Below are 22,290 nucleotides of genomic sequence, written 5' to 3' on the forward strand. Positions count from 1 at the left end.
ATGGTGGTTGTCATAGCGGGGTGCTCCTTCGGTATGCAACGCGGTCGGGCCGCATAGGACACCTTCACGACCAGGCACGGGGTGCGCGATGGCGTGAACGGGTCATGAGCGGCGCGCTCCTGTCGGACGGCGGGGTCAGGTGGCGGTGACGATGACGGTGAGGACGGCAGCGGTGGCCACTTGCACGGCAATGACGGCGCGGACGCATTTGGCGCCCCGGTTGGGGCCCTGTTTGACGATCCAGGTGGCAGTGACGGTGTAGGCCGCAGTCACCGTCAGGATCCACAGTGGTGAAAGGACCGCGGTGAGCGCGTCAATGCTGGTGTGCGTGGCGGCCACGGCAATGAAGGCCGCGTGCACGGCTCCGGTGCCGAGGCGGCTGCCTACGGTGAACGCTGCGGTGGTGGTGGCGTGGGGTGCGCAGGCGACAGCGGCGAGGGCCAGACCGGCACCGGTGAGCAGCAGGGCGTGGAAGTGTCGCCGCATCAGGAGCCGATCGTGACCGTGTCAGGTCCGGTGGCCCACCGTATGCCGAGGCAGTAGGCGGTGGCGGCGCTGGCGCGCACGTCAGCGAGCTGCACGACCTGCGCGGTCAGATCGGTCAGGTCGATGCCGAGACGGTCCGCGAGCGTCGTGTCCACGGTCAGGTTCGTCTCCCCTGCGGTGGTAAAGCCGACCACGCCCAAAGGCGTGTCGCTGACGTGTCCGCCGAGGACGGTCAGGCGGTAGTGCTCGAGGCCGTCCGTGTCAGCGTCGGCGTCGACGCCGAGCCGGTGGCCACGGTGGTCAATTTCGGCGATGCGGCCCACGCCGGTCAGGTGCGTTGGCGTCGTCATTGCGGCCTTCCCGCACGTGTCCCCGCCAGGGCCGGTGTCGTTGCCGGACCGGGGAAGTGTCTCAGGTCCGTTGGCGATCCGAGTGCGATGCGCACCGGGCCGCGGTCGGACTCGGTGAGGAACACACCGGACACGTCGCAGGGCACGGCGTCGTACGGAATGCGGTGGGAGGCCCGCAAGGTCAGGGAGTAGTACTGCCACAGTTCCAGGTGGTCGTCGGTGAGCACGGCGAAGGCGCGCGTCCACTCGGGTGGGCAGTCCGGCGGGCAGTCCTGGTGGTGGTCGCGGCCGCAGCGCAGGTGCACGGCATGCACACCGGGTAGGGAGGTGAGCATGGTGTACCGGACGTGGCAGGCGAGGGTCGCACCGAGTGCGCCGATGGCAGCGCCAACGGCGGCAGCGGTCAGGATGCGGGTGGCAAGCACGGTCGCCGGTGGTGTCATGCGGACCGTCCTTGCGGGGCCGCGATGCTGTCGGCGGTGCGGGCGTCGAGGTCGGCCATGGCGTGCGTTTGTGCGTGCAGGCCCGCACGGAAAGTCATTTCCGCACTGGGGGCGATGCCCAGGTCAGCGCCAGTGCGCAGGAACGACAGGTGGCTGCGGGTGTGCCCGGGTGCGGCGACGGCAATATCGGTGCGCGTGCCGCTGCGGTGGCAGTGCTGGATGACGTAGTGCCGATCGTGACCGGTGACGGCGAAGGTCATGCCGCACCAGGTGAAGGAACCGATGTGGGTGCGGGGACGGGGCGCCTGGGGTGCGAAGCCGGGCGCTGGTGCCACGGGTCGGGCGTCCTCGGCGGCGTCTTGGGGTTCGGGTGCCGCAGTGGGCGCCGATGGGGCGGGCAGTATCGCGGTCATGACGGCGACGCCTCGTCGGCGTCGGCGCGGGCGTGGCGGCCGCGGTAGTCGCCGCTGGTGTCCGGTTCGGGCGCATCAACGCGGTCGCCGTCGTGGGAGGGCGTGGGCTTCCGGTCGCCGTTGCTGAACACGGCGTCGGTGCCGGTCGCATGGAAGTCCGCTGCGAAGCGAGGTGGCTGGGCCATGGGTGCGGTCTCTCAGTCGATGATGGTGCACGGTTTCGGTGTCATGGGATGGCTGGAGGCGGCGACCTGGTCAGGTTGCCGCCTCCAGCCGCAGGACGCGATCTGGGAAGGTGATGTCGCAGTCGATGGGGGCTTGCGCGCCATGTGACGGACACGCCGCCCCCCGGGGGGCGGGTCGTTACTGGGGTGGGCGCAGCATCGGAAACAAGCTGGGGCCCTCGTGCGGCAAGCGGATCGGGTCGCGCGGCGCGAAGTCGTACCGCTGGTACCAGTTGCGCAACCGTTCACTGGCCGCTTCGAGGTAGACGGCCAAGTGGTTCTGGTCGGCGCGGGCCAGGCCGTGCGCCAGCAAAGTGGTGCCGATCCGGGCGGGGCTGCCTTGGCGCCCGTGCACGGTCGCCAGGAACATCAGGTGCAGGTGGGCCACATCGGTGGGGTGGTGGTCCTCGAAGGCCCGGTCGAGTGCCTGGAACCGCGGCAGGTGCGTACCGGTCAACTGCTTGAGGCGCGTCTCGTAGGCAACGGGTGCGAAGGGGGCCCCGGTGCGGTCGGCCCATACGGCGGCGCCGACCCAGCCGCCGGATTCGTCAACGGCGACGTCGACGTGCCCGCAGCGGGTGGCGGCGTCGACCAGGATGGCGAACTGTCCGGCGAGGAGTCGTTGCCGCAGCGGGGCGCGCGTGTTGCCGTCTGCGGCGTCGGGAACGAGCCAGTGGGTGACGTCCAGGTCGCTGAAGGCCGCGGCGATCAGCGCAGCTATCTGCACGGCGTTGCCCTGTAGGGGCAGAATCGCGGGCGGTGGCGCTGCGGAGCGGGTGTTCATGGCCGTCACCGTCCGGCCGGGACGTTCGCGCGGTCGGCGGCCGGACCGGCACCGATGCGCTCGTACACGATGGGGCGGCGCCAGGCCATGTAGGTGCCGCGGAGTACCCCGGCGAGGGCGACGGCGGCCATGATCGCGCCGATGACGACCGGGAGCGGCGATGCGGGTTCGACGCCGAGGAGGTCGCCGAGGTCGATGGTGGCGAGGACGACGATGACGCTCAAGGACACGGCCGCCAGGACCGCCGCGAACTGGCCTGCGGCCGACAGGGCGAAGGACCGCTCGCCGGTGAAGTACCGCAGCACCGCAAAGGCAGCGACGCACACGAGCCAGAGCACGGCGTACCCGCCGGCGGTGCCGAGCGTGTAGAACATGTCGACGAGCGGGTCAAGTCCGGCGGCGGCGTACCCGATGATGATGGCGGCGCTGACGGTGGACTGGACGAGCGAGGCGCGCGCGGGCGCGCCGGTGCGTGGCATGGTGCGGCCCAGGCTGGCGGGGAGGACGCGTTCGCGGCCGAGCGCGAACATGTACCGCGACGTCGTGTTGTGGAAACTGATCGCGGCCGCGATCAGGCTGGTGACCAGGAGGACGCTGGCGGCGTTCGCGACGGGTGCGCCGAGATGGTCGGCGATGAGGCCGAAGTACAAGTCGATGCCGTGGGTTCCGGCGGCGTTGACGACGTTGCCGGGGCCGACGGCGACGGTGATGGCCCATGCGGCGGGGGCGTACAGGGCCACGAGGGCGGCCAGGGACCAGAACACGGCGCGGCGGACGGTGTGGGCGGCGTCGCGGGCTTCTTCGGCGTAGACCGCGGGCGCTTCGAACCCGATGGAGCCGAGGAAGCCCAACGCGAGGAGGGCACCGGCGCCGCCAGCGGTCGCGAACGTGACCGGGTCGAGCGCCTCGAGACTGATTTGGCCGCCGGCGGGGTTCGCGAAACCGGCGATGGTGGCGGCGACGATGAGGGCGGCTTCGGCGAGGAGCAGGCCGAACAGGATGCGGCCGTTCAGGTCGACGGCGCGGGTGCCGAGGACGGCGACTAGGAGCCAGCAGGCGCCGGCGGCGACCCACCAGGGCACGGTCAGGCCGAACCAGGATTCCAGGAGCGGTGGCGCCGCGACGCCGATGAGGCCGTACAGGCCAGCGGTGAGTGCGGTGTAGGCGAGGTAGGCGGTCCAGGCGGCGCCGACGCCGAGCGCGGGGTTGATGCCGCGGGCGATGAAGGCGTAGAACGCGCCGGCGTTGGGGATGCGGGCGGCCATGGCGGTGTAGCCGACGGCGAACAACGCCAGGACGGCGGCGATGGCAACGAATGCGATCGGGAGGCCGATCTGGCCGGTCAAGGCCATGCCGGTGGTGGTGACACCGGCGACGACGGTCAGGGGCGTGGCCGCGCACAGCGCGAAGGCGACGAGGGGTCCGGTGCCGAGCCGGTTGGCGTTGAGCCGGGCGGTGACGGCACTGGTAGTGGGGGGTGCGCTCATGGGTACGTCCTGTTCGGTAGCGGGTGACGGGCGTTAGGTGCGGTTGGTCATGGCAGCGGTGCCGGTGCATTGGCGCAGGTGGGTGATGAGGAGGTGCACGGGCGGCGGCAGGTGCCGGTAGAAGGCGTTCAGGTGCGCTTCCTCGAGTGCGACGCCGAGGCGTCGGGTGAGGTTGAGCGCGTCGAGGACGGCGACCAGGCGCAGGTCATGGTGGGTGAGGTTCGGGTGGTGTGCGTCAGCGAACGCGCGTTGCAGTTCACGGAAGGGCCCTTGGGACAAGGTGACGTGGGCGCGGTCGTAGGCGACGACGTCGGCGCCGCGCCAGGTTCGCCGTGCGGTGCGGTGCAGTAGACCCCGGTACACCATTTGCTCGGACACGGCGGTGAAGTAGTCCTCGATCGCCCAGTACCGCAGCCAGTCTTCGGCGGGCAGTGCCGGTTCCTCGTACAAGATGCGGTCCCATACGGTGTGCGCCAGCGGGGAGGCGGGCGGGCCGTGCGAGGGGCGGCGGGAGCGCAGGGCGCCGGTTTTCGGGTGGGCTGTGACGTAGCCGTTGTCGATCAGCCCGATGAGATCGGCTGTGATCAGTCCGAGTGAGGCGGTGTGGGGGGCGACGGCGAGGTGGCCTTTGAGTTCGTCGAGGTACAGGAAGTACAACCGTTCGACCAGGCCGAGGTCGGTCGGGTGCAGGCGCGCGGCGCGCGGGGCCTGGTACATGTCAGGTCCCGACACTCACGGATCCGCCGTGGGCGCTGGCGCGCAGCGCCGCTGCGGCGGCCTGCGGGCAGTCGCGCAGTGCGCGTAGGCTGACGGTCATCAGCGCTCCTTACATCATGGAGGGAGCAGTCAGCGACCCGTCAGTACTTCGCAGGGTGCCTTCGGGTCGCCGCATCTCATACAACCGCTCCGGGCAGCCGCCTACCAGGGCATTCCGGGGTGCAACCAAGGGGCATTCCGGGGGCGTCGAGTCCCACGAGGCTCCCTTGGCATCACTGTTTTCCTGCGACGTCCATGTTGGATCGGACTAGTCGATGGAGGGGGACGGTGGCTCACCAACGACGTGAGGCTTTTGCCCGCGCACGCCGGAGCGTGCGCCTCACGCAGGAGCAGTTCGCTACCCGCGTGGGCGTGGACGTCTCGTCGGTCAAACGGTGGGAACGCGGCGCGTCAACGCCGCAGTGGACCATGTGGCCGACGATCGCTGACGTGCTCGGCATTGCGCACGAACACCTGGCCGCGATGCTCGACGACGCCCCACTCGCGCCAGTGGCGCCCGACGCCAACCTGACCGGGGCGGCGCTTCCCGATGTGGCAACCGTTGCCGTCGTCCCGGTACCCAGGCAGGTCACGCTCGCTGACGCCGTCCAACTCGACCACTTGATCTCCCACCTTGAACAGCTCGACCACACTGCCGGGGGCCGGTCCGCCGCCCGCATGATGGCGTTCGCGCAACTGGACATGGCACTGGCGTGCCTGCGGGAAGCGTCGATGTCGCCCGCGGTGCGGACCCGGTGGATGCGCGTGGCCGCGCGTCTGGCCCGGCTGTGCGGCTTCGCCTCCGCTGACGCCGGACTGCAAGCCGATGCGGAGCGGTCGTTCGCGACGGCGTTGTCGATCGCGAAAGAAGCCGGTGACAGCGACAGCTGGCTCAACATCATGTGCGGCATGATCCGCAAGTCGCTGCAGGTCGGGGACCTGCGCCGCGCCGCGGACCTGCTCGGTGCCGCTGAAGCCGGGCAGCGGCCACGGTCGGCCATTTCGGCATGCATGCTTCATGCCGTCCGCGCCCGTGTCTACGGCGCCCTCGGCCAGGAAGCGAAAGTCTTGGAGTCCATCGACCGAGCCGACGAGCTGTTCACCGCCGGTCCTTCGGGCGCCGACCCGGCCTGGCTGTGGTATTACGACGAGGCGCAGCGCCTGGGCGACACCGCACACGGTCTCTACCCCCTCGCGCTCGAAGGCCGCCTGGTCGAGGAAGCGACCGGACGCCTCAGGAAAGCGGTCGCGTTGCATCGGCCGACGAATGCGCGCAGCATCGCGTTCTCAACGACGAAACTGGCCACGCTCACGGTCCGGTGGCGCCTCCCGGGCGCTGAAGCCGTTGTCGATCGCGCTATTGCCGCCGCCGGACCGGTCCGTTCAGCCCGTCTCGACGAAGACCTGCACGATTTGGCCCATGCACTACGCCGCAGTGGCACCGACGAGGGGCCCCGGCAGCTCATGACCATCCGCGCGCTCTTGGACAGCGCACGCTAGGCGCAGGTCAGCGGCGCGACCAGACCCGTTCAACCCGGTCGTCGGCCAGACAGGCGACACGGTGGCGCAATTGCGCGGCGGTGGCCGCCGACTCGCCAGCGTGCTGGGCCAGCCACGAGGTCATGCGCAGTTCACGAATGCGACGCAGGAGCCGAAAATGCGGGGCGGCCGTGACGTCGGTGCCGCCGTAAGCGGCCACGAAGCCTTGGTATTCGGCCGGTTCCAGCCAGTGCAGGGAGGCCGTGTACGTGCCCGGCAGGGCCAGGTCCCATTCGGGCGGCCCAATGCATACGGTCTCCAAATCGATCAGGACCGCCTGATCGTCGGCGAACGCGACGTTGCCTGAGTGCGGGTCACCGTGAATCAGGCACCGGCGCGCCGGCAAGTCCGTCTGGGCCCATGCGGCTGCAAGTTCGGCAGCCACGGCCAGGAGCGTCTGACGGTCGGTCTCGCCAATGGGGGCGTCCTGGAGGCGTTCGGCGACGCGTTCGAACGCATCCAGGTCGGGAAGCGCAAGGCTTTCAGGTAGCGGCACCTGGTGCAAGGCGGCGAGGACCGCACCGATCTCGGGGAACGTGGCACGGCGGGAAACGTCCAACTCACGCCAGAACGTGACCGGGTGACCGTGCACCAGCACAGGCGCCTCCGCTAGAGGCTGACCAGTGGGGACACCGCACTCGTGGAGGTACCGGGCAACGGCGAGTTCACGTTCAGCAGTGGCCTGCCACGCCAGCCCGCGGGCGACACGCGCGACGGCGCCACCCCCGAGCCGGAACATGCCGTGCTCGCCCATGCGAATCAGCTGCGGCGACGTCCTGGAGGCGATGCCGAGCTCGCGGGCCGCTTGCTGCGCCAACGAACGGGCAAGCGCTTCAGTGAACATGCCGGGCACGCCTCCTCCGATCGCGGGCCCCGGCAACGCTACCAACGGACTCGCCGCATAGCCACAGCGCTGCTTGCGCGTACGGCATTTGCGGGCCATGGCAGCGCGGAGCCGCTGCAGGAGGCATCCCGACCCGCGCCCCCTGAGACGGCTAGGGCATCGCAGACGGCAGCGATCCCCACTCACGCTCCGACATCGTTTGCAAGCTGGTGCCGCAGTGCCGCAAGACTGGCCACAAACATCGCTCCCGGTCGCGCGTCCAATCCGCCCTTGCGGACCTGGTCAGCCATATGAGCGTCGACGACCATGTAGTCGACAAACGGCGACACTGAGGCGATCTGGAAGTAGTCGAGCGCGTCGCTGGGGCGGCGCTTCCGGCCTTGCTGGAGGTGCGATTGGACCCGCAGCTCCGAGAATCGGCCTTGAATGGGCATGGACGCGATGAACGCTCGCAGGGCCTTCCGGTTCCGTTTGACCACCCTTGCATCGTCGCCAGGGTCCTGCCCCAGCCCAGGAAGAATCGTCTGTAGTGGCACCCTCAAATGCTCACAGGCGTTCTGAACATGGCGCCACTCGGGAGTGAGGAGGAAGCGCGCCTCCATAACCGCGCGCACCATCGCGGGCGTCCGCGGGTAGTCGCTCTGGAGCCTTGCGAAATGTGCCTCATCCTGCTCGGCTTCCTCAACCAACAGGTCACCCGCGACGTCACGGGGAAGAGTCGGCGTCGAGGTGGTGTCTGGCCAACGACTCGGATGCCACATGGCAAGTTGCGCCAGCTCGCATTCAACATGCACTTTCGTTATGAGGTCAGGTGGAAGCGTGTGGACAAATGCGGGTACCTGGCCCCAGACCGTCCAATCGTCTTTGGGGTCCTCCGGGGGTTCCTGCCCGAAGAAGCAGTGGTGCACTCCCCACCCGAACACGTTCGGCGGCGGCACCTCAGCGTCACGTCCCACGCTCCGTGCTACGGCAACGGCGGTGTCCCATTCGACGAGCCCTGCCGCCGTAATGGAGTTGAAGCCTGACAGCTCGGCCATGGCCACCGCGGTCCTCCAGCGGGCGTCTACGGCGTTGCGCACCCCGTTCTCCAGGTAATGCGTCCGTGAGAGCACGAACACGACCGAGCCGGCATGCGCGAGGCTCCGGAAGAACTCGAAGCATCCCGCCTCGTCCGGTTGTCGCGGTTTCCCGGCGCGGTCATCGGCCAGGTGGTTGTAGCACCACTGGTCGAGGTAGACCGTTCGGGCAGCGGGGGTGACCTTGGGGCCCCAGCGTGGGGGAAGCGATCGGGGCACGTCGCGGTGCCAGGGGCCATCGAGCATGGACACATTCTCCTCTTTGAGGAGCCGGAACGGCGAGGAGTTTCATTGCATCAGCAAGCTACGTAAGCATGTGCCGCAGACCAACTAGTTTGACTACCGTAAGTAGGCGTGACGGATTGCCAACAGTTGGTCAGTATCCTTGTGGCTCAACGATGTTCTGATTCATCGGGCCCAGGTTGGCGGTGGCGCTGGGGCCGGCATTTGGGTAGCTTCTGGTCATGGTGGGTGCGGTAGCGGATATTGAGGCTGCTGAGGTGGCCTCATGGCGGGATCGCCTGGGTGCATGGTTCGGTCTTATCGCCGATGACTTCTTCCGGTTCGAGACTCGCAAGCATGCCAGGGAGTACTTGACGGCGCTGCTGGCGCCACTCGAGCGGAAGAACGGCTGGCAGATCGCAGAGGCGGTCGGGCATGCGCGGCCGGATACGGTGCAGCACTTCCTGATGCGGACGCTGTGGGACGCCGACCTGGTGCGCGATCGGCTCGCCCGGGCGGTCTCGGAGACGATCGGCGGGGCCGATGCGGTGCTGGTAGTCGACGACACCGGGTTTCTCAAGCAGGGCCGCTATTCGGCCCGGGTGCAACGGCAGTACACCGGCACTTCGGGGAAAGTGGACAACTGCCAGATCGGGGCGTTCGCGGCGCTGGTTAGCGCCCGCGGGCGGGCCCTGGTGGACCGAGAGCTCTACCTGCCGGCCTCGTGGATAGGTGACCCCGACCGGTGCCGCAGGGTCGGTGTCACCCAGGCGCGTCTGGACCAGGGCCTGGTCACCAAGCCCAGTACCGCCCGGCGCATGATCGCCCAGCTGCGCGATGCGGGCCTGGCCTTCGGATGGGTGGCCGCCGACTCGGCGTACGGCTCGGATCATCTCACCCGCCGCAGCCTCGAGGAAGCGCGCATTTCCTATGTGCTGGAGGTGAAGTGCAGCCAGGTCGTGGTCGACGTCGAGGGCCGGAAACGGGAGATCGCGAACCTCATTGCCGAGGCTCCGGCAGCGGCGTGGACACGGCTGTCGCAAGGCGAGTGCGAACGGGGTCCGCGCGAGTACGACTGGGCCTGGGGCCTGCTGCCGCCTGGCGGCGAGCTCCGGTCCGGCCATGCCCGGTCGGTGCTGGCCCGCCGGTCGGTCACGGACCCCGCGGACATCGCCTATTACCTGTGCTTCGCGCCCGAGGGCACCGGCAAACAGCAGCTCATCCGCATCGCCGGTGCCCGGTGGGGTATCGAGACCTGTTTTGCTGAAGCCAAGAAGCAGTGCGGGATGGACCAATACCAGGTCCGCACCTGGACCTCGTGGTACCGGCACGTCACCTTGGCGATGTTCGTCCACGCCTTCCTGCAGACCACCGCAGCGACCGACCCAAAAGGAGCAGCGGACGCGATCGACTCAGCGCGCCGGTCATCCGACATCTGCTGGGCCTGATCCTCCCCGCCGCCCGCTCCCTCACCGAGACCCTCGACGCTGTCAACTGGCAACGACGCATCCGCGAGAAGGTTAGACAAGCTCGCTACCAGCGGAAACAACCACCACCTTGAGAACTTACGGTAGTCAAACTAAGCAGAGCATCTGGCCGAAGAGGACGGGGAGCACACGATCGTCCTCAACGCCAAGTACGAGGTGGACGCCAAGCTCCTTGGAAGCGTCAGGACCGGTCAGTCGCGCTCATCTCGTCCTCCATGGTCCTGTTGGGTTTCGACGTTCTCGAGTTATGTCACTTCGAGACCGAGGTTCGTTACCTCATTCCTGAATCGGCTCCGTTGTGGCCTTCTTCCACCATTTCATGAATGGGAGCTGTAGCATTATTACGCCGAGCCAAGTCGTCCGCATTCCAATGACCAACCCAATAAAGCCAATGATGCTATTTCCCATGAAAAGGAGTCGTGACGACACTCCAACCATGGAAAGACCAAGCATCATCCAGGCAGCCCAATGCGCGTTTCCCGTCCGAACGAACTGCGCCAACACAACGATCGTTGCAAGCATCATTGCCGTCCCAAACAGGGAGAAAACGCTTGTGGGAAAGATCATCGGCAGCCAAAACAACGGCACCCCTATCATCAGAAAAACCACACTTACCATGCTATCAACCTTCCAATTCACGGCGTTCAACCACGGAAGAGTTGCAGCAATAATCAAGCTCAGCCCCATAACCGCAGAAATCGGACCTCCTCGGCCCCCTAGAGTTTCATGCAGCAAGGAGAAGATACCGGCTGCAAGGAAAAATAGCAGCGCCACTCCTATCCAGATCGGTGAACGAAATCGGATCCCAAAATCGAAGCTGAGACACGCTAGCGCAAAACACAAATATGAAATCGCCATAAAAATACGACGATTATCGAAGAAAATTTCGGCGTGAGTATATATAAATACGAGCAATCCAATACAAGTTCCATAGCAGGCTATTGCACGTATTGCAGCATCAAACTCGTGAGTGCCAACCGTAACGAGCAAGCCCAAAATTGAGACCGCTGCAGACACTGTCAGTATGTAAGATGAATGATCAGCAAGAAAGAGGCTTCCGAGGACTGCTAGAAGGGCCGCAATAACCAAGAGCCCACGGATCGCGATACGAACTAGGGGTGCCCGGGCAGGGAGACGACGAAGCCCGGTCGCTATTATAGTTACCGCGAACAGGCATATTACGGCCGCAAACGCTCGCTTTCCGAATTCGGCGTGAAGTATGTTGCCGCCTATCCCGAAGGCGAGCGCGTTCAAACCAGAAATTAGGGAGGTCCGGATCAAGTTGTTGGGATGCCGGTCGGAAGGCGTTCCGGCGTGTTGCGCGAGAGGGGGGTCACGAAGGGGCATGTGGCCAGTATGACAGCCGACAGCTCACCCCAAAGCTCGCCTGATCTGACGGTTGGATACATGGAAACACGCTGGACCGGCGCGCGATGAGACATCGCTGCACTTTGTCGAGTCAACGTCGATCTTTGTTGACTCGAACATGGCGCGCTATGCCACCGTACGTGCGCCGCCTTCCTTTGGCGTCTCGCACCAGACCGCGCACCAGCGCTTCGCCAAATGGTCCCAGGCCGGGCTGTGGCGAAGCTCCACCGAGCGATCCTCGACCGGCTCGACGCCGCCAGCGACATCGACTGGTCGTAGGCGATCGTGGACGCTGCAAGCCTGCGCACCAAATGGAGGGATCACTGACCGGCCCAAACCCGGTTGATCGGGGCAGGTCCGGTTCCAAGATCTATGTCCTCACCGACCGCAACAGGCTCTCGCTCGCACTGGCAGTTTCGGCCGCGAACCTGCATGACAGTCAGACTCTTGAGCCGCTGGTCCAGGGCGTTCCCCAAACCTGGTCCCGGCGCGGTCCACGTCGGCACAAGCTAGCCAACTGATGAAGCAACTCGCGCCTTAGCACGACAGCTGTATTTCGTTGTGCAGCAAGTGATCTAGTATTTCTGTCATGGTGGATGATGTTGCGGCGGAGGATGTCTCGGCATGGAAGGCTAGCCTCGATGACATGTTCGCGCTGGTAGCGGGGCTGTTCAGCCGGGTGGAGTTGCGGCGCCGGGCCAGGTCATACCTGGTGGGCCTGCTGGCGCCGGTGGAGCGGAAGAACTCCTGGCAGTTGGCCGAGGCGGCCGGGGACGCCGATCCGTGGCGAGTACAGCACTTCTTGGGCCGGGCGAAGTGGGACGCCGATGCACTCCGCGACCGGCTGCGCTCCTATGTGGCCGCTAATCTGGCCGGCCCGGACGGCGTGCTCGTGGTCGACGAGACCGGCTTCGTCAAGAAGGGCCGCAGGTCGGCCGGGGTGCAACGGCAATACTCCGGGACTGCGGGCAGGGTCGAGAACTCCCAGCTGGGCGTCTTCCTCGCCTACGCCGCCCCGACCGGTCGCGCGTTGATCGACCGCGAGCTCTACCTACCCGCCTCCTGGATCGACGACCGCGACCGGTGCGACGACGCCGGTATCCCCGCAGGCCGCTGGCACCAGGGCGTGTTGACCAAGCCGCGCTTGGCCGAGGCGATGATCGGCCGGGCCCTCGCTGCCGGGGTCGAGGCCGGGTGGGTCGCCGCGGACTCCGCCTACGGGCGCGATGGGAGGTTCCGGGCCTTCCTGGAGGCCCGCCGCATGCCCTATGTGGTCGAAGTGCCGGTCAAGCAGACCGTGGCCGACCTCGACGGGAAACGCCGCGTCGACACCCTCATCGGTCGCGCTCCGGCCGAGGCGTGGCACCGGGTCTCGACTGGGCCAGGGGTGCGCGGCGAACGCGTCTACGACTGGGCCTGGGCCACTGTCCCCTCCTACGGCGACCTGCCCGCCGGGTTCGTCCGCACCCTGCTGGCCCGCCGCTCCATCGACGACCCCGCCGACATCGCCTACTACCTGTGCTTCCACCCCGACTCGGTCGAGCGAGCCGAGATCGTCCGGGCCGCCGGCGCCAGGTGGGCGATCGAGGAGTGCTTCCAGGCCGCCAAGGGCGAATGCGGACTCGACCACTACCAGGTCCGCAGGTGGGAGGGCTGGTACCGGCACATCACCATGGCCATGCTCGCCCACGCCTTCCTCGCCGTCACCGCCGCGACCGACCCAAAAGCCCACGCGAGCTGGGAAGACTCACAGTCCCCGAAATCCGCCGTCTCCTGGCGGTAATCCTCCACCCCGCTCGCACCCTCACCCACGCCCTCGCCGCCGCCCACTGGCGACGCCGCCACCAGACCCGCGCCCGACAATCCCGCTACCAGCGACAATAGAATCAGCACAACGAAATACAGCTGTCGTGTTAGCACGACAGCTGTATTTCGTTGTGCCGCAGCTGTTTTACTATTGCCTTCGTGATCGATGATGTTGCAGCGGAGGATGTCTCGGCGTGGAAGTCGAGCCTCGATGACATGTTCGCCCTCGTTGCGGGCCTGTTCAGCCGCGTGGAACTGCGGCGGCGGGCCAGGTCGTACCTGGTCGGGTTGCTGGCACCGGTAGAACGGAAGAACTCCTGGCAGCTAGCCGAAGCAGCCGGAGACGCCGACCCGTGGCGGGTGCAGCACTTCCTGGGCCGGGCGAAGTGGAGCGCTGATGCGGTCCGCGACGAGATTCGGTCCTATGTAGCCGCAACCTGGCCGGGCCCGACGGTGTCCTGGTGGTCGACGAGACCGGCTTCGTCAAGAAAGGCCGCAGGTCAGCCGGGGTGCAGCGGCAGTATTCCGGGACCGCGGGCAGGGTCGAGAACTGTCAGCTCGGCGTGTTCCTCGCCTATGCGAGCCAGGCGGGGCGAGCGTTGTTTGACCGCGAGCTCTACCTGCCCGAATCCTGGATCGCCGACCGCGACCGGTGCGACGACGCCGGCATACCCGATGGCCGTTGGCACCAAGGCGTGTTGACCAAGCCGCGCTTGGCTGAGGTCATGATCGGCCGGACCCTGGCGGCCGGGGTCGAGGCCGGATGGGTCGCCGCCGATTCGGCCTACGGCTGCGACGGCCGGTTCCGGGCCTTCCTAGAGGCCCGGAGGATGCCCTATGTGGTCGAGGTCCCCGTGAAGCAGACCGTGGAGGACCTGGACGGCAAGCGACGGGTCGACACCCTCATCGGCCGAGCCCCGGCCGAGGCGTGGCACCGGTTCTCCGCCGGCCCCGGAGTCCGTGGGGAACGGGTCTACGACTGGGCCTGGGCCACCGTGCCTTCCTACGGCGACCTGCCGGCCGGGTTCGTCCGCACCCTGCTAGCGCGCCGCTCGATCGACGACCCCACTGACATCGCCTACTACCTGTGCTTCCACCCCGACTCGGTCGACCGGGCCGAGATCGTCCGGGTTGCCGGCGCCCGGTGGGCAATCGAGGAGTGCTTCCAAGCCGCCAAAGGTGAATGCGGCCTCGACCACTACCAAGTCCGCAGGTGGGAGGGCTGGTACCGGCACATCACCATGGCGATGCTCGCCCACGCCTTCCTCGCTGTCACCGCTGCCACCGACCCAAAAGCCCACGCGAGCTGGGAAGACTCACAGTCCCCGAGATCCGCCGTCTCCTGGCGGTAGTCCTCCACCCCGCTCGCACCCTCCAGCTCGCTCTCGCCGCCGCCCACTGAGCCTGTTTCAATCTGCTTGAGTCCTGTTGCGGTGCAACAGGTGTCGTGACGAGTTGGAAGATCCTGGCCCCAGGTAGCAGGAGAGCCCCTGGTAGAACAGCAGGTGCTGAAATCCGTTGCCTACCAGGAGCTCACATGCTGTTCTACCCTGCCGCGCTGCCCTTGTCGACCTCGACCCTCAACCGCGTGGCGGGCCTCATCCGCACCCACCGCAAAGCCATCGGCTCTCGCTGGCGGGTCCTCGATCCCGGCGCCCAAGCCCTGCTCACCCTCGCCTACCTGCACCAAGGCGCCCCGCTACGGAACCTGGCCGCAGGGTTCGGCATCTCGGCGGCCACCGCCTGGCGCCGCACCCGCGAGACCATTCGCCTCCTCGCCGCCCGCGCGCCGGGCCTCCACGACGCCCTACAACACGCGAAGCACTCCGGCTCGGCGTTCGTGATCCTCGACGGCACCCTGATCCGGATCGACCGCAACCAGATCGACCGGCCCTACTACTCCGGGAAACATAAGCGCCACGGGATGAACCTGCAGGCCATCGCCGACGCACGAGGGAACCTGCTGTGGATCTCCGGTGCGATCCGCGGATCGATCCACGACACCAAGGCCGCCAGAATCTGGCAAATCCCCAGGCTCCTGCGCGAGCACGACCTGTTCGCCCTGGGCGACAAAGGCTACGACGGACTCGACCACGACCTGGTGGCCACACCCTTCAAGGGCAAAGGCAAGCCGGAGTGGCAGAAGGAGTACAACCGCCTCCACGCCCGACTTCGCGGGCCCGGCGAGCGAATGTTCGCACAGCTCAAGAAATGGGCGGTCCTCGACCAGCTCCGATGCGACCCCGCCTGGGCCACCCACATCGCCAAAGCCCTCCAAGTCCTCAACGACTACGAACGCTCAACAAGTTGAAACAAGCTCACTGGAGGCGCCGCCACCAAACCCGCGCCCGACAATCTCGCTACCAGCGACAATAGAAGCAGCACAACGAAATACAGCTGTCGTGCTAAAACTCAAGCCATGTTCATTGCCCATCAAGAATCTTATTCAACTCTATCTCAAAAATTTTTCTAGCCTTGGGCTCCCCATCGTAGTATCTCTCCCAAAACCCGTCGGCCATCCAAGACTCCGGGCCAATCAAAATCAATGACTCGTCATTTATCTTGATTCGCCAATTCAATGAGATTGAATCTGAAGTAGTTACGAAACCCCATGAAGGATATAGAGCCGAATAACTTTCTCCCATTGAGTTCGGGCCTACCAGCAGCCTAAGATAGGTACTCTCGCAAGAGATAGTGAGCTCCAACACGTGATACTCCTGCTCCATTATTAGATCCTGGGCGCCCTGCATCCCCTGTCCCTCTGGGCCGATCTCTCTATGAAACCGAACTTTCATCAATTCCTCCACACAATATTAGTTGCCTTGTAATCATAGTCATATATGACCCTTCCGGTTCGACGGTTCATATAGAAGTGAACCTCAAAGCGCCCAAAGGGCGAATTAAAACGAGGAGTCGCAAATTTACCCCAGTCGGAGATCGAACTTCCATCGCGAGTCAAGTACGCAATTAGATTCTTATTGCCGAGCCTTTCTCCACTAATAATCATATGGCTCGCGTTGATCACGGAACGTCGCAAGCCCCCTGACGGAGTAAAGATTGAGCTTGCTTCTCTCATGAGCAAATCTGTCCGCAAACGAACGCCACTACCATATCCCGAAACCGCGCCAGCACCCGAATATCTTCCTGATGTGGAGCCGGAAGTACCTCCCCCGGACGACGGTACAGAGTTGTCTGGGAGGAGGTCGTCGGCGACCTGGCCGGCCTTGCCTGCGAGCGCTCGTTCGACGAGTGCACCAGTACCGTAGCCGATGCCCCCGGCAAGGCCGCCCATGACGGTGTCTCGTGCGACGGTCTCGGCGTCGTTGCCGTTGGCATTTGACGTGTAGGCGGCACCAAGCGCTCCGGCTCCGACCGCGCAGACGGCGGCACCGATCCCAGCTGTTGCGATGCCAATGGCGGCACAACCGCCGATGACCAAAGCAGTGACGACGATGCCGCCGATTTCGGCGTTGTATTCACCATCTAGCAGGTTCGATCCGAACTCTTTGGTCGTTTCCCAAACGGACGAGGCAGCATCCTGAAAATTACCTACGGGATCGAATGGTTCATCAAACGGGTTGACATCGATGCCCCAGAACAAGCCGGTGGGGTCGGCGAGGGTAACGGGGTTGTTGGCAGCGTAGACATACCCGGTGAGCTGCTGCTTGTCGTTGGCAACAAGGAGGGGGTCGACTTCGATGAAGCGGCCGTAGAGCGGGTCATAGGCGCGGGCACCCATTTGCATGAGCCCGGTGGGGTCTGCGGTGGCGCCGACATAGCTTTGCTGACCGTACCATTCGCCGGAGCGTTCGCCTCGGGTGAGCCCGAAGGGGTCGAAGTAGCGGACGTTCTCGCCGGAGTGGGCAGCGGCGTTGACCGAGTGGGTGGCGGTGCCGTGGGGGTCGGCGCCGATGAACCGCCACAGGCTCATCGAGGTGCCTTTGCAGGTGGCGATGGTGTCGCCAGCGTGCTGGATGTAGCGGGTGGTGTCGAAGGTGTCGGTCTGCTTGTTCCAGACGATCTCGGTCTCGGGCAGGTAGAGGGTGGCGGTGTCACCGTCGTCGCGGACGATGCGCTGCCCCTCGGTGTCATAGACCATGCGGGTCTGCAGGCCACCCTTGCTGATGGCGGTGTTGTGGCCTTCGGCGCTCCATTCGAAGGTGGCGATCGTGCCGCCGATGTCGCGGGAGAGCAGGTTACCGGCCGCGTCGTAAGTGAAGAAACTGTTGGTGCCGTCGTCAGAGGCGACCTGGGTGGGGGCGTGCGCTTGCGAGCTGCCTGCCGCTGGGTAGGTGTAGGTGCGGGTGTCGCCGCTGTGGCCGGGAAGGAGGAGCGAGTCGGTGGCGCGGTTGCCAGCCGCATCGTAGGTATAGGTGTTGTGGTACATCGCCGGGCCGCCGAGGTCGGTGGCCTCGACGGTGGTCGCGCAGGTGCTGTCGCCTTCCTGAGACCAGGCTTCGGTGAGGCGCTGCTGGCCGTCGTAGGTGAAGCATTGGGTTTCCCACCGTTCGGGGTTGTCGGCAGGAAGGTCGGCGACGGTGCGGATGTTGCCGGCGTCGTCGTAGGTGTAGCGAGTGTCGGCGACGGTGGGCGCGGTGGTCTGGTGGTCGAAAGTAAACCGTTGAAGGCGGCGGGTGGTTTCCTCGTACTGGTAGCCCTGGTAGGCGAACTTGTTGTTGTAGCTGGAGTTCAGGCGGCGGGTCTGGATCTCGCCGTAGGGGGTGTAGGTGGCGTCGTCGACGACGGCCACGGCGGTGCCGTTGATGTCGGACAGGAGCGAGGTCTGGTTGCCGACGTCGTCGTAGTAGTAGTACAGCTGCTGGGTGCCGATGGACCCCATGGCGTCGTAGCCGCGGGCCGACATCTGACCGTTGTCGTGGTAGGCCTGGTAGACGTAGTAGGTGCCGGCGAGGGCGCCTTCGGCGTCGGGGATGGTGATCTCGTATTCGCCGGCCCGGCCGCCTTCGTCGTAGTAGGTGACGGTCTCGGTGTAGGCGTCGTCGCCGACGTAGCGGGTGGAGGTCGCCAGTTGCCCGATGCCGTCGTAGGCGGTGTCGTAGGTCCAGGAGGCGAGCAGTTTCCCTGCGCTGTCGCGGCGTTCGGTCAGCCGTCCGAGGTTGTCGTAGGCGAGCTGGACGGCCTGGCCGCGGGCGTCGGTGATCGCGCTGATTTGCCCATCGGTTGCATAGTCGACCAAAGTGGTGCCGGAGTCGGGGTGGGTGGAGGCGGTGGTGCGGCCTTGCAGGTCGTACTCCCAGGACCACTCGTTGCCGACGCCGTCGCTGACCTCGGTGATCTTACCCGTGGGGCTGTAGGTGTAGATGAGGGTGTCGAAGGTGCCGGTGGGGGTGCCGGAGTGGAAGGTGCGGATTTCAGCGGTCCGGTCGAAGGCGTCTTCGATGGTGGCGATCGCCGTGCCGCCGTCGGGCGGGGTGACGGTGATCTGGTAGCCGTCGGTGGAGCCGCCGTAGGCGGTGGTGGTGCGCCATAGTTCTTCTTGCCCGCGGTATTGGGCTTGCACGGTGGTGCGTCCGGCGGCGTCGAAGGCGGTCTCGACGCGGTTGGTGGAGGCGCCCCTTTCAACAACGGCGAGGGTGGTGGCGGGGGCGCCGGTGACGTAGTCGGGGCCGCGGGTCTCGGCGACGCGGCCGTGGGTGTCGTAGCGGTTGCTTGAGACGAGACGGTCGTCGTTGATGGTGTCGGTCTGGGTCTGGAGCGGGCGCAGCAGCGAGTCGTACAGCTCGATGGTGGTGATGTAGTTGTCGTTGGCGCCCAGTTCTTTCGTGGTCACCGTTGAGGGGCCGGTGTCGGTGACAGTGTAGGTGAACGTCCGGGAGGCCGATTCGGTCGATCGGGTGCGGCCTGCTTCCCAGACTGAGACGGTGCGTCCGAGCGCGTCGTAGGTGATCTCGCGGGTGCGGCCGTTGGGGTCGACGATCGTGGTCTCGACGCCCCAAGCGGGATCAAGGGTGGTGACCGTGGCATGCCCGGCGTTGTTAGTGGTGGTTTTCTGCGTGACCGGCCCGGCCCCGGAGGGGACGTAGGCGGTCGTGGTGGCGCGTCCGGCGGCATCGGTGGTCGTGGTGACGCGGCCGAGCGCGTCGTAGATGTTGACGGTGGTGTCGACGAAAGTGGCACTCCCGCCCGCGGGCCAGGTGTCAAGGATCGCGGTTCGGGTCAGCAGGCCATCGGTCGGGTCGTCGTCGAGGCCCGTGTGCGTGTCGTAGTAGTAGCGGTTCGCGCTGAGAATGTCAGCCGCCGTGCTTGTCGTGCCGTCGCAGAGGTGGCCGACGGTTTCGTCACGCGAGGGCAGGTTGAGGATATGGTTGGCGACCGAGTCGGTGTACCAGGTGCGTTGGCAGGTCTCGTCGCCGCTCTTGGCGGTGTCGCCGTGGCTGGAGACGGTTTCGGGCCGGCCGAGGCTGTCATAGGTGGTGTCGGTGCGGGTGCGCTGCCACGTGGTGCCGGTGAGCCACCGGCGGGTGTCCTCACGGGAGGTCCCGGTGCGCCAGGCGTCGTAGGAGCCGCCGTCATGGGCTTGCGTCGCGGCCTTCGCGGTCCAGTACCGGGTGAGGGCACCTTGGAGGACCTGGTTGCCGTTGTAGGTGAGTTCCTCGAAGACCTCGCCGGAGAGCGCTTCATGGTCGGCGACGACGGTGGTGCCGTCCTCGCTGGTGAGCGTGACGTCCCGCTGCCCGCCGCCGGTGAGCGGCTGGTTGTCCAGTCCCCGGTAGAACCGGGACCGGGTGACCTCTTGTGCACCGGCTGACGGGTCGCCGAGGCGGGTGGTGACCTGGGCGTAGCCGCGCCACTGGTTGTAGGTGCGCTCGGGTTTGCGGGTGTGGGCCGTATCGTCCCACGCCCACAGCATGTTGGTGCTGGAGCCGGTGGTGGCGTAGTCGTAGAAGGTCGACACCGACGGCTGCTGGGTGATCGGGTCGGTCTGGGTGACTTCGGTGACGACGTACTTGTGGAACCAGTCCTCGACGGTCTCGGCCTGGCCGCGGGGTTTGGACAGGACCGGGAAGCACCGCTCGGCGTTGTTCGACTTGGACGGCAGAGTCGCGCAGTCGGGCTCGGAGTAGCCGATGGAGATGACCGCGCCGGTCTCGGTTTTGATCGAGGACATCCGCCACCGCCACAGTTGGATGCGGTCGGCGGCTTCGACGCGGTTTTCGAGGGCGTAGCCGCCGAACTCGATCTTTGGCAGGGTGATGTCGGTGCCGGTCTTGCCGGTCTGCTGGATCGACTTGAGCCACAGGACGACCTGGTTCTCCGACCCGTACGTTTTGAACTCATAATCGAGGGTCCAGGCGTCGACGTCCCTCCAGGTGGTGCCGGTGCGGACCTGCGTAGTGATGCCCGTGAGCCGCTTGGTGTCGAAGAAGGTGGGGGCGAGCTGGGTGGTGCAGGGCGCGGCGGCACAGTTGAGGTCCCACGGGGTCTCGGGCCAGGCGGTCTCGACCGGCTTGTTCGCCGAGTCGTAGCATCCAGAGTCGCACCGGTCGGTGACGGTGAAGTTGATCCGGCCGGTCGCGGCGACACTGGTGTCGTCGGCGCGGAGCCCGTATTCGATGCGGGAAAGGTAGGCGGCGCGGTCGTAGCTGGTGCGGTTGTCCTCGTCAGCGGCGACACCGTAGGCGCCGGTCTGCTTCGTGTAGGTGTAGCGGGCCATGTTGTCGGAGGTGTCGACGGCCTTGTCGATCAGCCACCGGTAGGCCTGGGCGCAGTCGGAGTTCTTGAACGCCGACGCATGGCACGGCTCGGTGGAGTGGTTGCCGAAGACCGGGACGGTCAACCTTGAGGCTGCACTCGACCCGAAGGTGTAGACGCTGCCGTCCTCGGTCGTGATTGTCCACGACTCGCTGGTCGCCGCCGATGCGGTCGCGGCGGCGCCGAGGGCCTCGATCTTCCAGTTCTGTCCGGAGTCGACATACCAAGTTCCGGAGTCGTCGTCCTTGAGGAGGGTGGCGTTGACGCCGTTGAGGGAGACGGTGATGTGGTTGGACTTGCCGTCCCAGCATTGGTCGGCGGTGTAGTCGTCTTCGTCGTTGTTCGCGCCCGACCCGAGGTCGTCAAAGCAGGCGGTGTAGGTCCGTTCGATATATCCCGGTTCGTAGGTCCAGCCGTCGCCGACCCATGAGGCCTGGTTGTTCTTGCCCGAGGTGCGCCCGTCATGGAGGGTAGAGGAGTAGTTGAGGGCGATCTCGGGGATCGGGCCTTCGGCTGGCGGGAGGCTGATCGGCACCGAGTATGTGAAGGCGCCGGTGTTCGACCCGGCCTCCCAGGAGCCGATCGATTCGAGCTTCGTGGCGGTGAAGTCCCCCGCGGCGGTGTCGGTCGCCGTCGTGGCGGTCACGGCGAGGACCATCGGCGCGGCGACACTGACCGTCGCACTTGAGGCGGCCTCGGCGAGGTCGACGGTGACGGTGTCGGACTCGGTATCAATGTCAGCGTCGACAACTTCGGCGTCCAGGCAGTTGTCAGCCGTCGGCGTGGTAACCGCGCACGCCGGCAGCCGCAGCACCCCGGCGCGGGCGTCCCAGCCAGGGCCGAAAGCCGCTTCGGCATCGCCGTAGTCGACGGTGACGGTACTGTCGTCACCGGTGTCGGTGACCGCGAGGAGGAATCCACTGGCCCCGATCGTCTCAGCGACGGCGTCCTCCAATACCGCGGCGGCGGCGCCTCCAGTCGCGTCCACCGTGATCGAGGCGGCGATCTGGTCGACGCCGTCGGCGGGGCTCCACCGCTGGTCGGCCGACGGGTCGGTCCACTCGGCCGCGCCCGGTTCCCACGCTTCGGCGGCGACGGGGTCGTCAGCGTTGATCTCCGAGGTCGGCGACCCGTAGTCGGGCATGAGCGGGGCCACGGCGAGCAGGCCCGCGCCCAGGGCACTGATCGCGGTGAACGCGATCGTGGCACGGGTGATCAACCGCAGGTCCGGGTGCAGGGAATGCAGCCAGGCGCCGTCAGCGGCCAAGGACGGCCGGGGAGCAGTCATCGCG

Annotated in this window: 17 protein-coding genes and 1 pseudogene; 5 read left to right on the top strand and 13 right to left on the bottom strand. The window is 66.2% G+C overall.

Annotation, left to right across the window (positions count from 1 at the left end; genetic code table 11):
* Positions 1-135: 135 nt before the first annotated feature.
* The 8 genes from LO763_RS20160 to LO763_RS20195 all read right to left on the bottom strand — a co-directional run bounded on the left by LO763_RS20160 (position 136) and on the right by LO763_RS20195 (position 4,919).
* On the bottom strand, positions 136-486 hold the full coding sequence (locus LO763_RS20160) for a hypothetical protein (protein ID WP_230787939.1): 351 nt from the start codon (positions 484-486) through the stop codon (positions 136-138).
* A complete protein-coding gene (locus LO763_RS20165; RefSeq protein WP_230787941.1) occupies positions 486-836 on the bottom strand; it encodes a hypothetical protein in 351 nt (116 codons plus the stop codon). Before LO763_RS20165 ends, LO763_RS20160 begins: the two co-directional genes overlap by 1 nt.
* Positions 833-1,279 carry a hypothetical protein gene (locus LO763_RS20170; protein WP_230787942.1) on the bottom strand — a complete coding sequence of 149 codons (447 nt, stop codon included), beginning with the start codon at positions 1,277-1,279 and terminating at the stop codon, positions 833-835. Before LO763_RS20170 ends, LO763_RS20165 begins: the two co-directional genes overlap by 4 nt.
* Positions 1,276-1,539 (bottom strand): hypothetical protein, encoded by a 264-nt coding sequence (locus tag LO763_RS20175; protein WP_230787944.1) that lies wholly within the window; start codon positions 1,537-1,539, stop codon positions 1,276-1,278. Before LO763_RS20175 ends, LO763_RS20170 begins: the two co-directional genes overlap by 4 nt.
* A 149-nt stretch (positions 1,540-1,688) precedes the next feature.
* Positions 1,689-1,877 (bottom strand): hypothetical protein, encoded by a 189-nt coding sequence (locus LO763_RS20180; RefSeq protein ID WP_230787946.1) that lies wholly within the window; start codon positions 1,875-1,877, stop codon positions 1,689-1,691.
* Positions 1,878-2,055: 178 nt separating this feature from the next.
* On the bottom strand, positions 2,056-2,643 hold the full coding sequence (locus LO763_RS20185) for an N-acetyltransferase (RefSeq protein WP_230787948.1): 588 nt from the start codon (positions 2,641-2,643) through the stop codon (positions 2,056-2,058).
* Between the two features lie 62 nt (positions 2,644-2,705).
* Positions 2,706-4,187 carry an APC family permease gene (locus LO763_RS20190; protein ID WP_230787951.1) on the bottom strand — a complete coding sequence of 494 codons (1,482 nt, stop codon included), beginning with the start codon at positions 4,185-4,187 and terminating at the stop codon, positions 2,706-2,708.
* A gap of 33 nt (positions 4,188-4,220) precedes the next feature.
* Complete coding sequence (locus LO763_RS20195) at positions 4,221-4,919, bottom strand: GOLPH3/VPS74 family protein (protein ID WP_230787953.1); 699 nt, start codon at positions 4,917-4,919, stop codon at positions 4,221-4,223.
* Positions 4,920-5,198: 279 nt separating this feature from the next.
* Here LO763_RS20195 and LO763_RS20200 point away from each other — a divergent pair, with 279 nt between their 5' ends.
* On the top strand, positions 5,199-6,443 hold the full coding sequence (locus LO763_RS20200) for a helix-turn-helix domain-containing protein (protein ID WP_255672829.1): 1,245 nt from the start codon (positions 5,199-5,201) through the stop codon (positions 6,441-6,443).
* Between the two features lie 7 nt (positions 6,444-6,450).
* Here LO763_RS20200 and LO763_RS20205 read toward each other — a convergent pair whose 3' ends face one another.
* Both LO763_RS20205 and LO763_RS20210 read right to left on the bottom strand, forming a co-directional pair.
* Entirely contained in the window at positions 6,451-7,326 is an 876-nt protein-coding gene (locus tag LO763_RS20205; protein WP_230787957.1) for an aminoglycoside phosphotransferase family protein, read from the bottom strand.
* A gap of 182 nt (positions 7,327-7,508) precedes the next feature.
* On the bottom strand, positions 7,509-8,648 hold the full coding sequence (locus LO763_RS20210) for a hypothetical protein (protein WP_230787959.1): 1,140 nt from the start codon (positions 8,646-8,648) through the stop codon (positions 7,509-7,511).
* Between the two features lie 221 nt (positions 8,649-8,869).
* On the opposite strand from LO763_RS20210, the gene LO763_RS20215 reads away from it, so the two are divergent.
* Positions 8,870-10,072 carry an IS701 family transposase gene (locus LO763_RS20215; protein WP_439650309.1) on the top strand — a complete coding sequence of 401 codons (1,203 nt, stop codon included), beginning with the start codon at positions 8,870-8,872 and terminating at the stop codon, positions 10,070-10,072.
* A 315-nt stretch (positions 10,073-10,387) separates the two neighbouring features.
* Here LO763_RS20215 and LO763_RS20220 read toward each other — a convergent pair whose 3' ends face one another.
* A complete protein-coding gene (locus LO763_RS20220; RefSeq protein WP_230787971.1) occupies positions 10,388-11,128 on the bottom strand; it encodes a hypothetical protein in 741 nt (246 codons plus the stop codon).
* 940 nt (positions 11,129-12,068) lie between these two features.
* Between LO763_RS20220 and LO763_RS20225 the strand changes: the two genes are divergently transcribed.
* The 3 genes and pseudogenes from LO763_RS20225 (at position 12,069) to LO763_RS20235 (ending at position 15,596) form a co-directional block, all read left to right on the top strand.
* On the top strand, positions 12,069-13,262 hold the full coding sequence (locus LO763_RS20225) for an IS701 family transposase (protein WP_439650308.1): 1,194 nt from the start codon (positions 12,069-12,071) through the stop codon (positions 13,260-13,262).
* A gap of 239 nt (positions 13,263-13,501) precedes the next feature.
* Positions 13,502-14,637 (top strand): annotated as a pseudogene (locus LO763_RS20230) (IS701 family transposase).
* Between the two features lie 185 nt (positions 14,638-14,822).
* Positions 14,823-15,596: a transposase family protein gene (locus LO763_RS20235; protein ID WP_230787975.1), complete on the top strand. Its 774-nt coding sequence runs from the start codon at positions 14,823-14,825 to the stop codon at positions 15,594-15,596.
* 112 nt (positions 15,597-15,708) lie between these two features.
* Here the strand turns inward: LO763_RS20235 and LO763_RS20240 are convergent, their stop codons facing one another.
* Positions 15,709-16,011: a hypothetical protein gene (locus tag LO763_RS20240; protein WP_230787977.1), complete on the bottom strand. Its 303-nt coding sequence runs from the start codon at positions 16,009-16,011 to the stop codon at positions 15,709-15,711.
* Positions 16,012-16,079: 68 nt separating this feature from the next.
* A complete protein-coding gene (locus LO763_RS20245; RefSeq protein WP_230787980.1) occupies positions 16,080-22,286 on the bottom strand; it encodes an RHS repeat-associated core domain-containing protein in 6,207 nt (2,068 codons plus the stop codon).
* Positions 22,287-22,290 lie beyond the last annotated feature (4 nt).

It is taken from the genome of Glycomyces amatae (assembly GCF_020991375.1).
Classification (GTDB): Bacteria; Actinomycetota; Actinomycetes; order Mycobacteriales; family Micromonosporaceae; genus Glycomyces; species Glycomyces amatae.

Coding starts and splice junctions, on each gene's coding strand:
- LO763_RS20160 (WP_230787939.1), bottom strand. CDS start 486: ATGCGGCGACACTTCCACGCCCTGCTGCTCACCGGTGCCGGTCTGGCC.
- LO763_RS20165 (WP_230787941.1), bottom strand. CDS start 836: ATGACGACGCCAACGCACCTGACCGGCGTGGGCCGCATCGCCGAAATT.
- LO763_RS20170 (WP_230787942.1), bottom strand. CDS start 1,279: ATGACACCACCGGCGACCGTGCTTGCCACCCGCATCCTGACCGCTGCC.
- LO763_RS20175 (WP_230787944.1), bottom strand. CDS start 1,539: ATGACCTTCGCCGTCACCGGTCACGATCGGCACTACGTCATCCAGCAC.
- LO763_RS20180 (WP_230787946.1), bottom strand. CDS start 1,877: ATGGCCCAGCCACCTCGCTTCGCAGCGGACTTCCATGCGACCGGCACC.
- LO763_RS20190 (WP_230787951.1), bottom strand. CDS start 4,187: ATGAGCGCACCCCCCACTACCAGTGCCGTCACCGCCCGGCTCAACGCC.
- LO763_RS20200 (WP_255672829.1), top strand. CDS start 5,199: ATGTTGGATCGGACTAGTCGATGGAGGGGGACGGTGGCTCACCAACGA.
- LO763_RS20205 (WP_230787957.1), bottom strand. CDS start 7,326: ATGTTCACTGAAGCGCTTGCCCGTTCGTTGGCGCAGCAAGCGGCCCGC.
- LO763_RS20210 (WP_230787959.1), bottom strand. CDS start 8,648: ATGCTCGATGGCCCCTGGCACCGCGACGTGCCCCGATCGCTTCCCCCA.
- LO763_RS20225 (WP_439650308.1), top strand. CDS start 12,069: ATGGTGGATGATGTTGCGGCGGAGGATGTCTCGGCATGGAAGGCTAGC.
- LO763_RS20235 (WP_230787975.1), top strand. CDS start 14,823: ATGCTGTTCTACCCTGCCGCGCTGCCCTTGTCGACCTCGACCCTCAAC.
- LO763_RS20240 (WP_230787977.1), bottom strand. CDS start 16,011: ATGGAGCAGGAGTATCACGTGTTGGAGCTCACTATCTCTTGCGAGAGT.
- LO763_RS20245 (WP_230787980.1), bottom strand. CDS start 22,286: ATGACTGCTCCCCGGCCGTCCTTGGCCGCTGACGGCGCCTGGCTGCAT.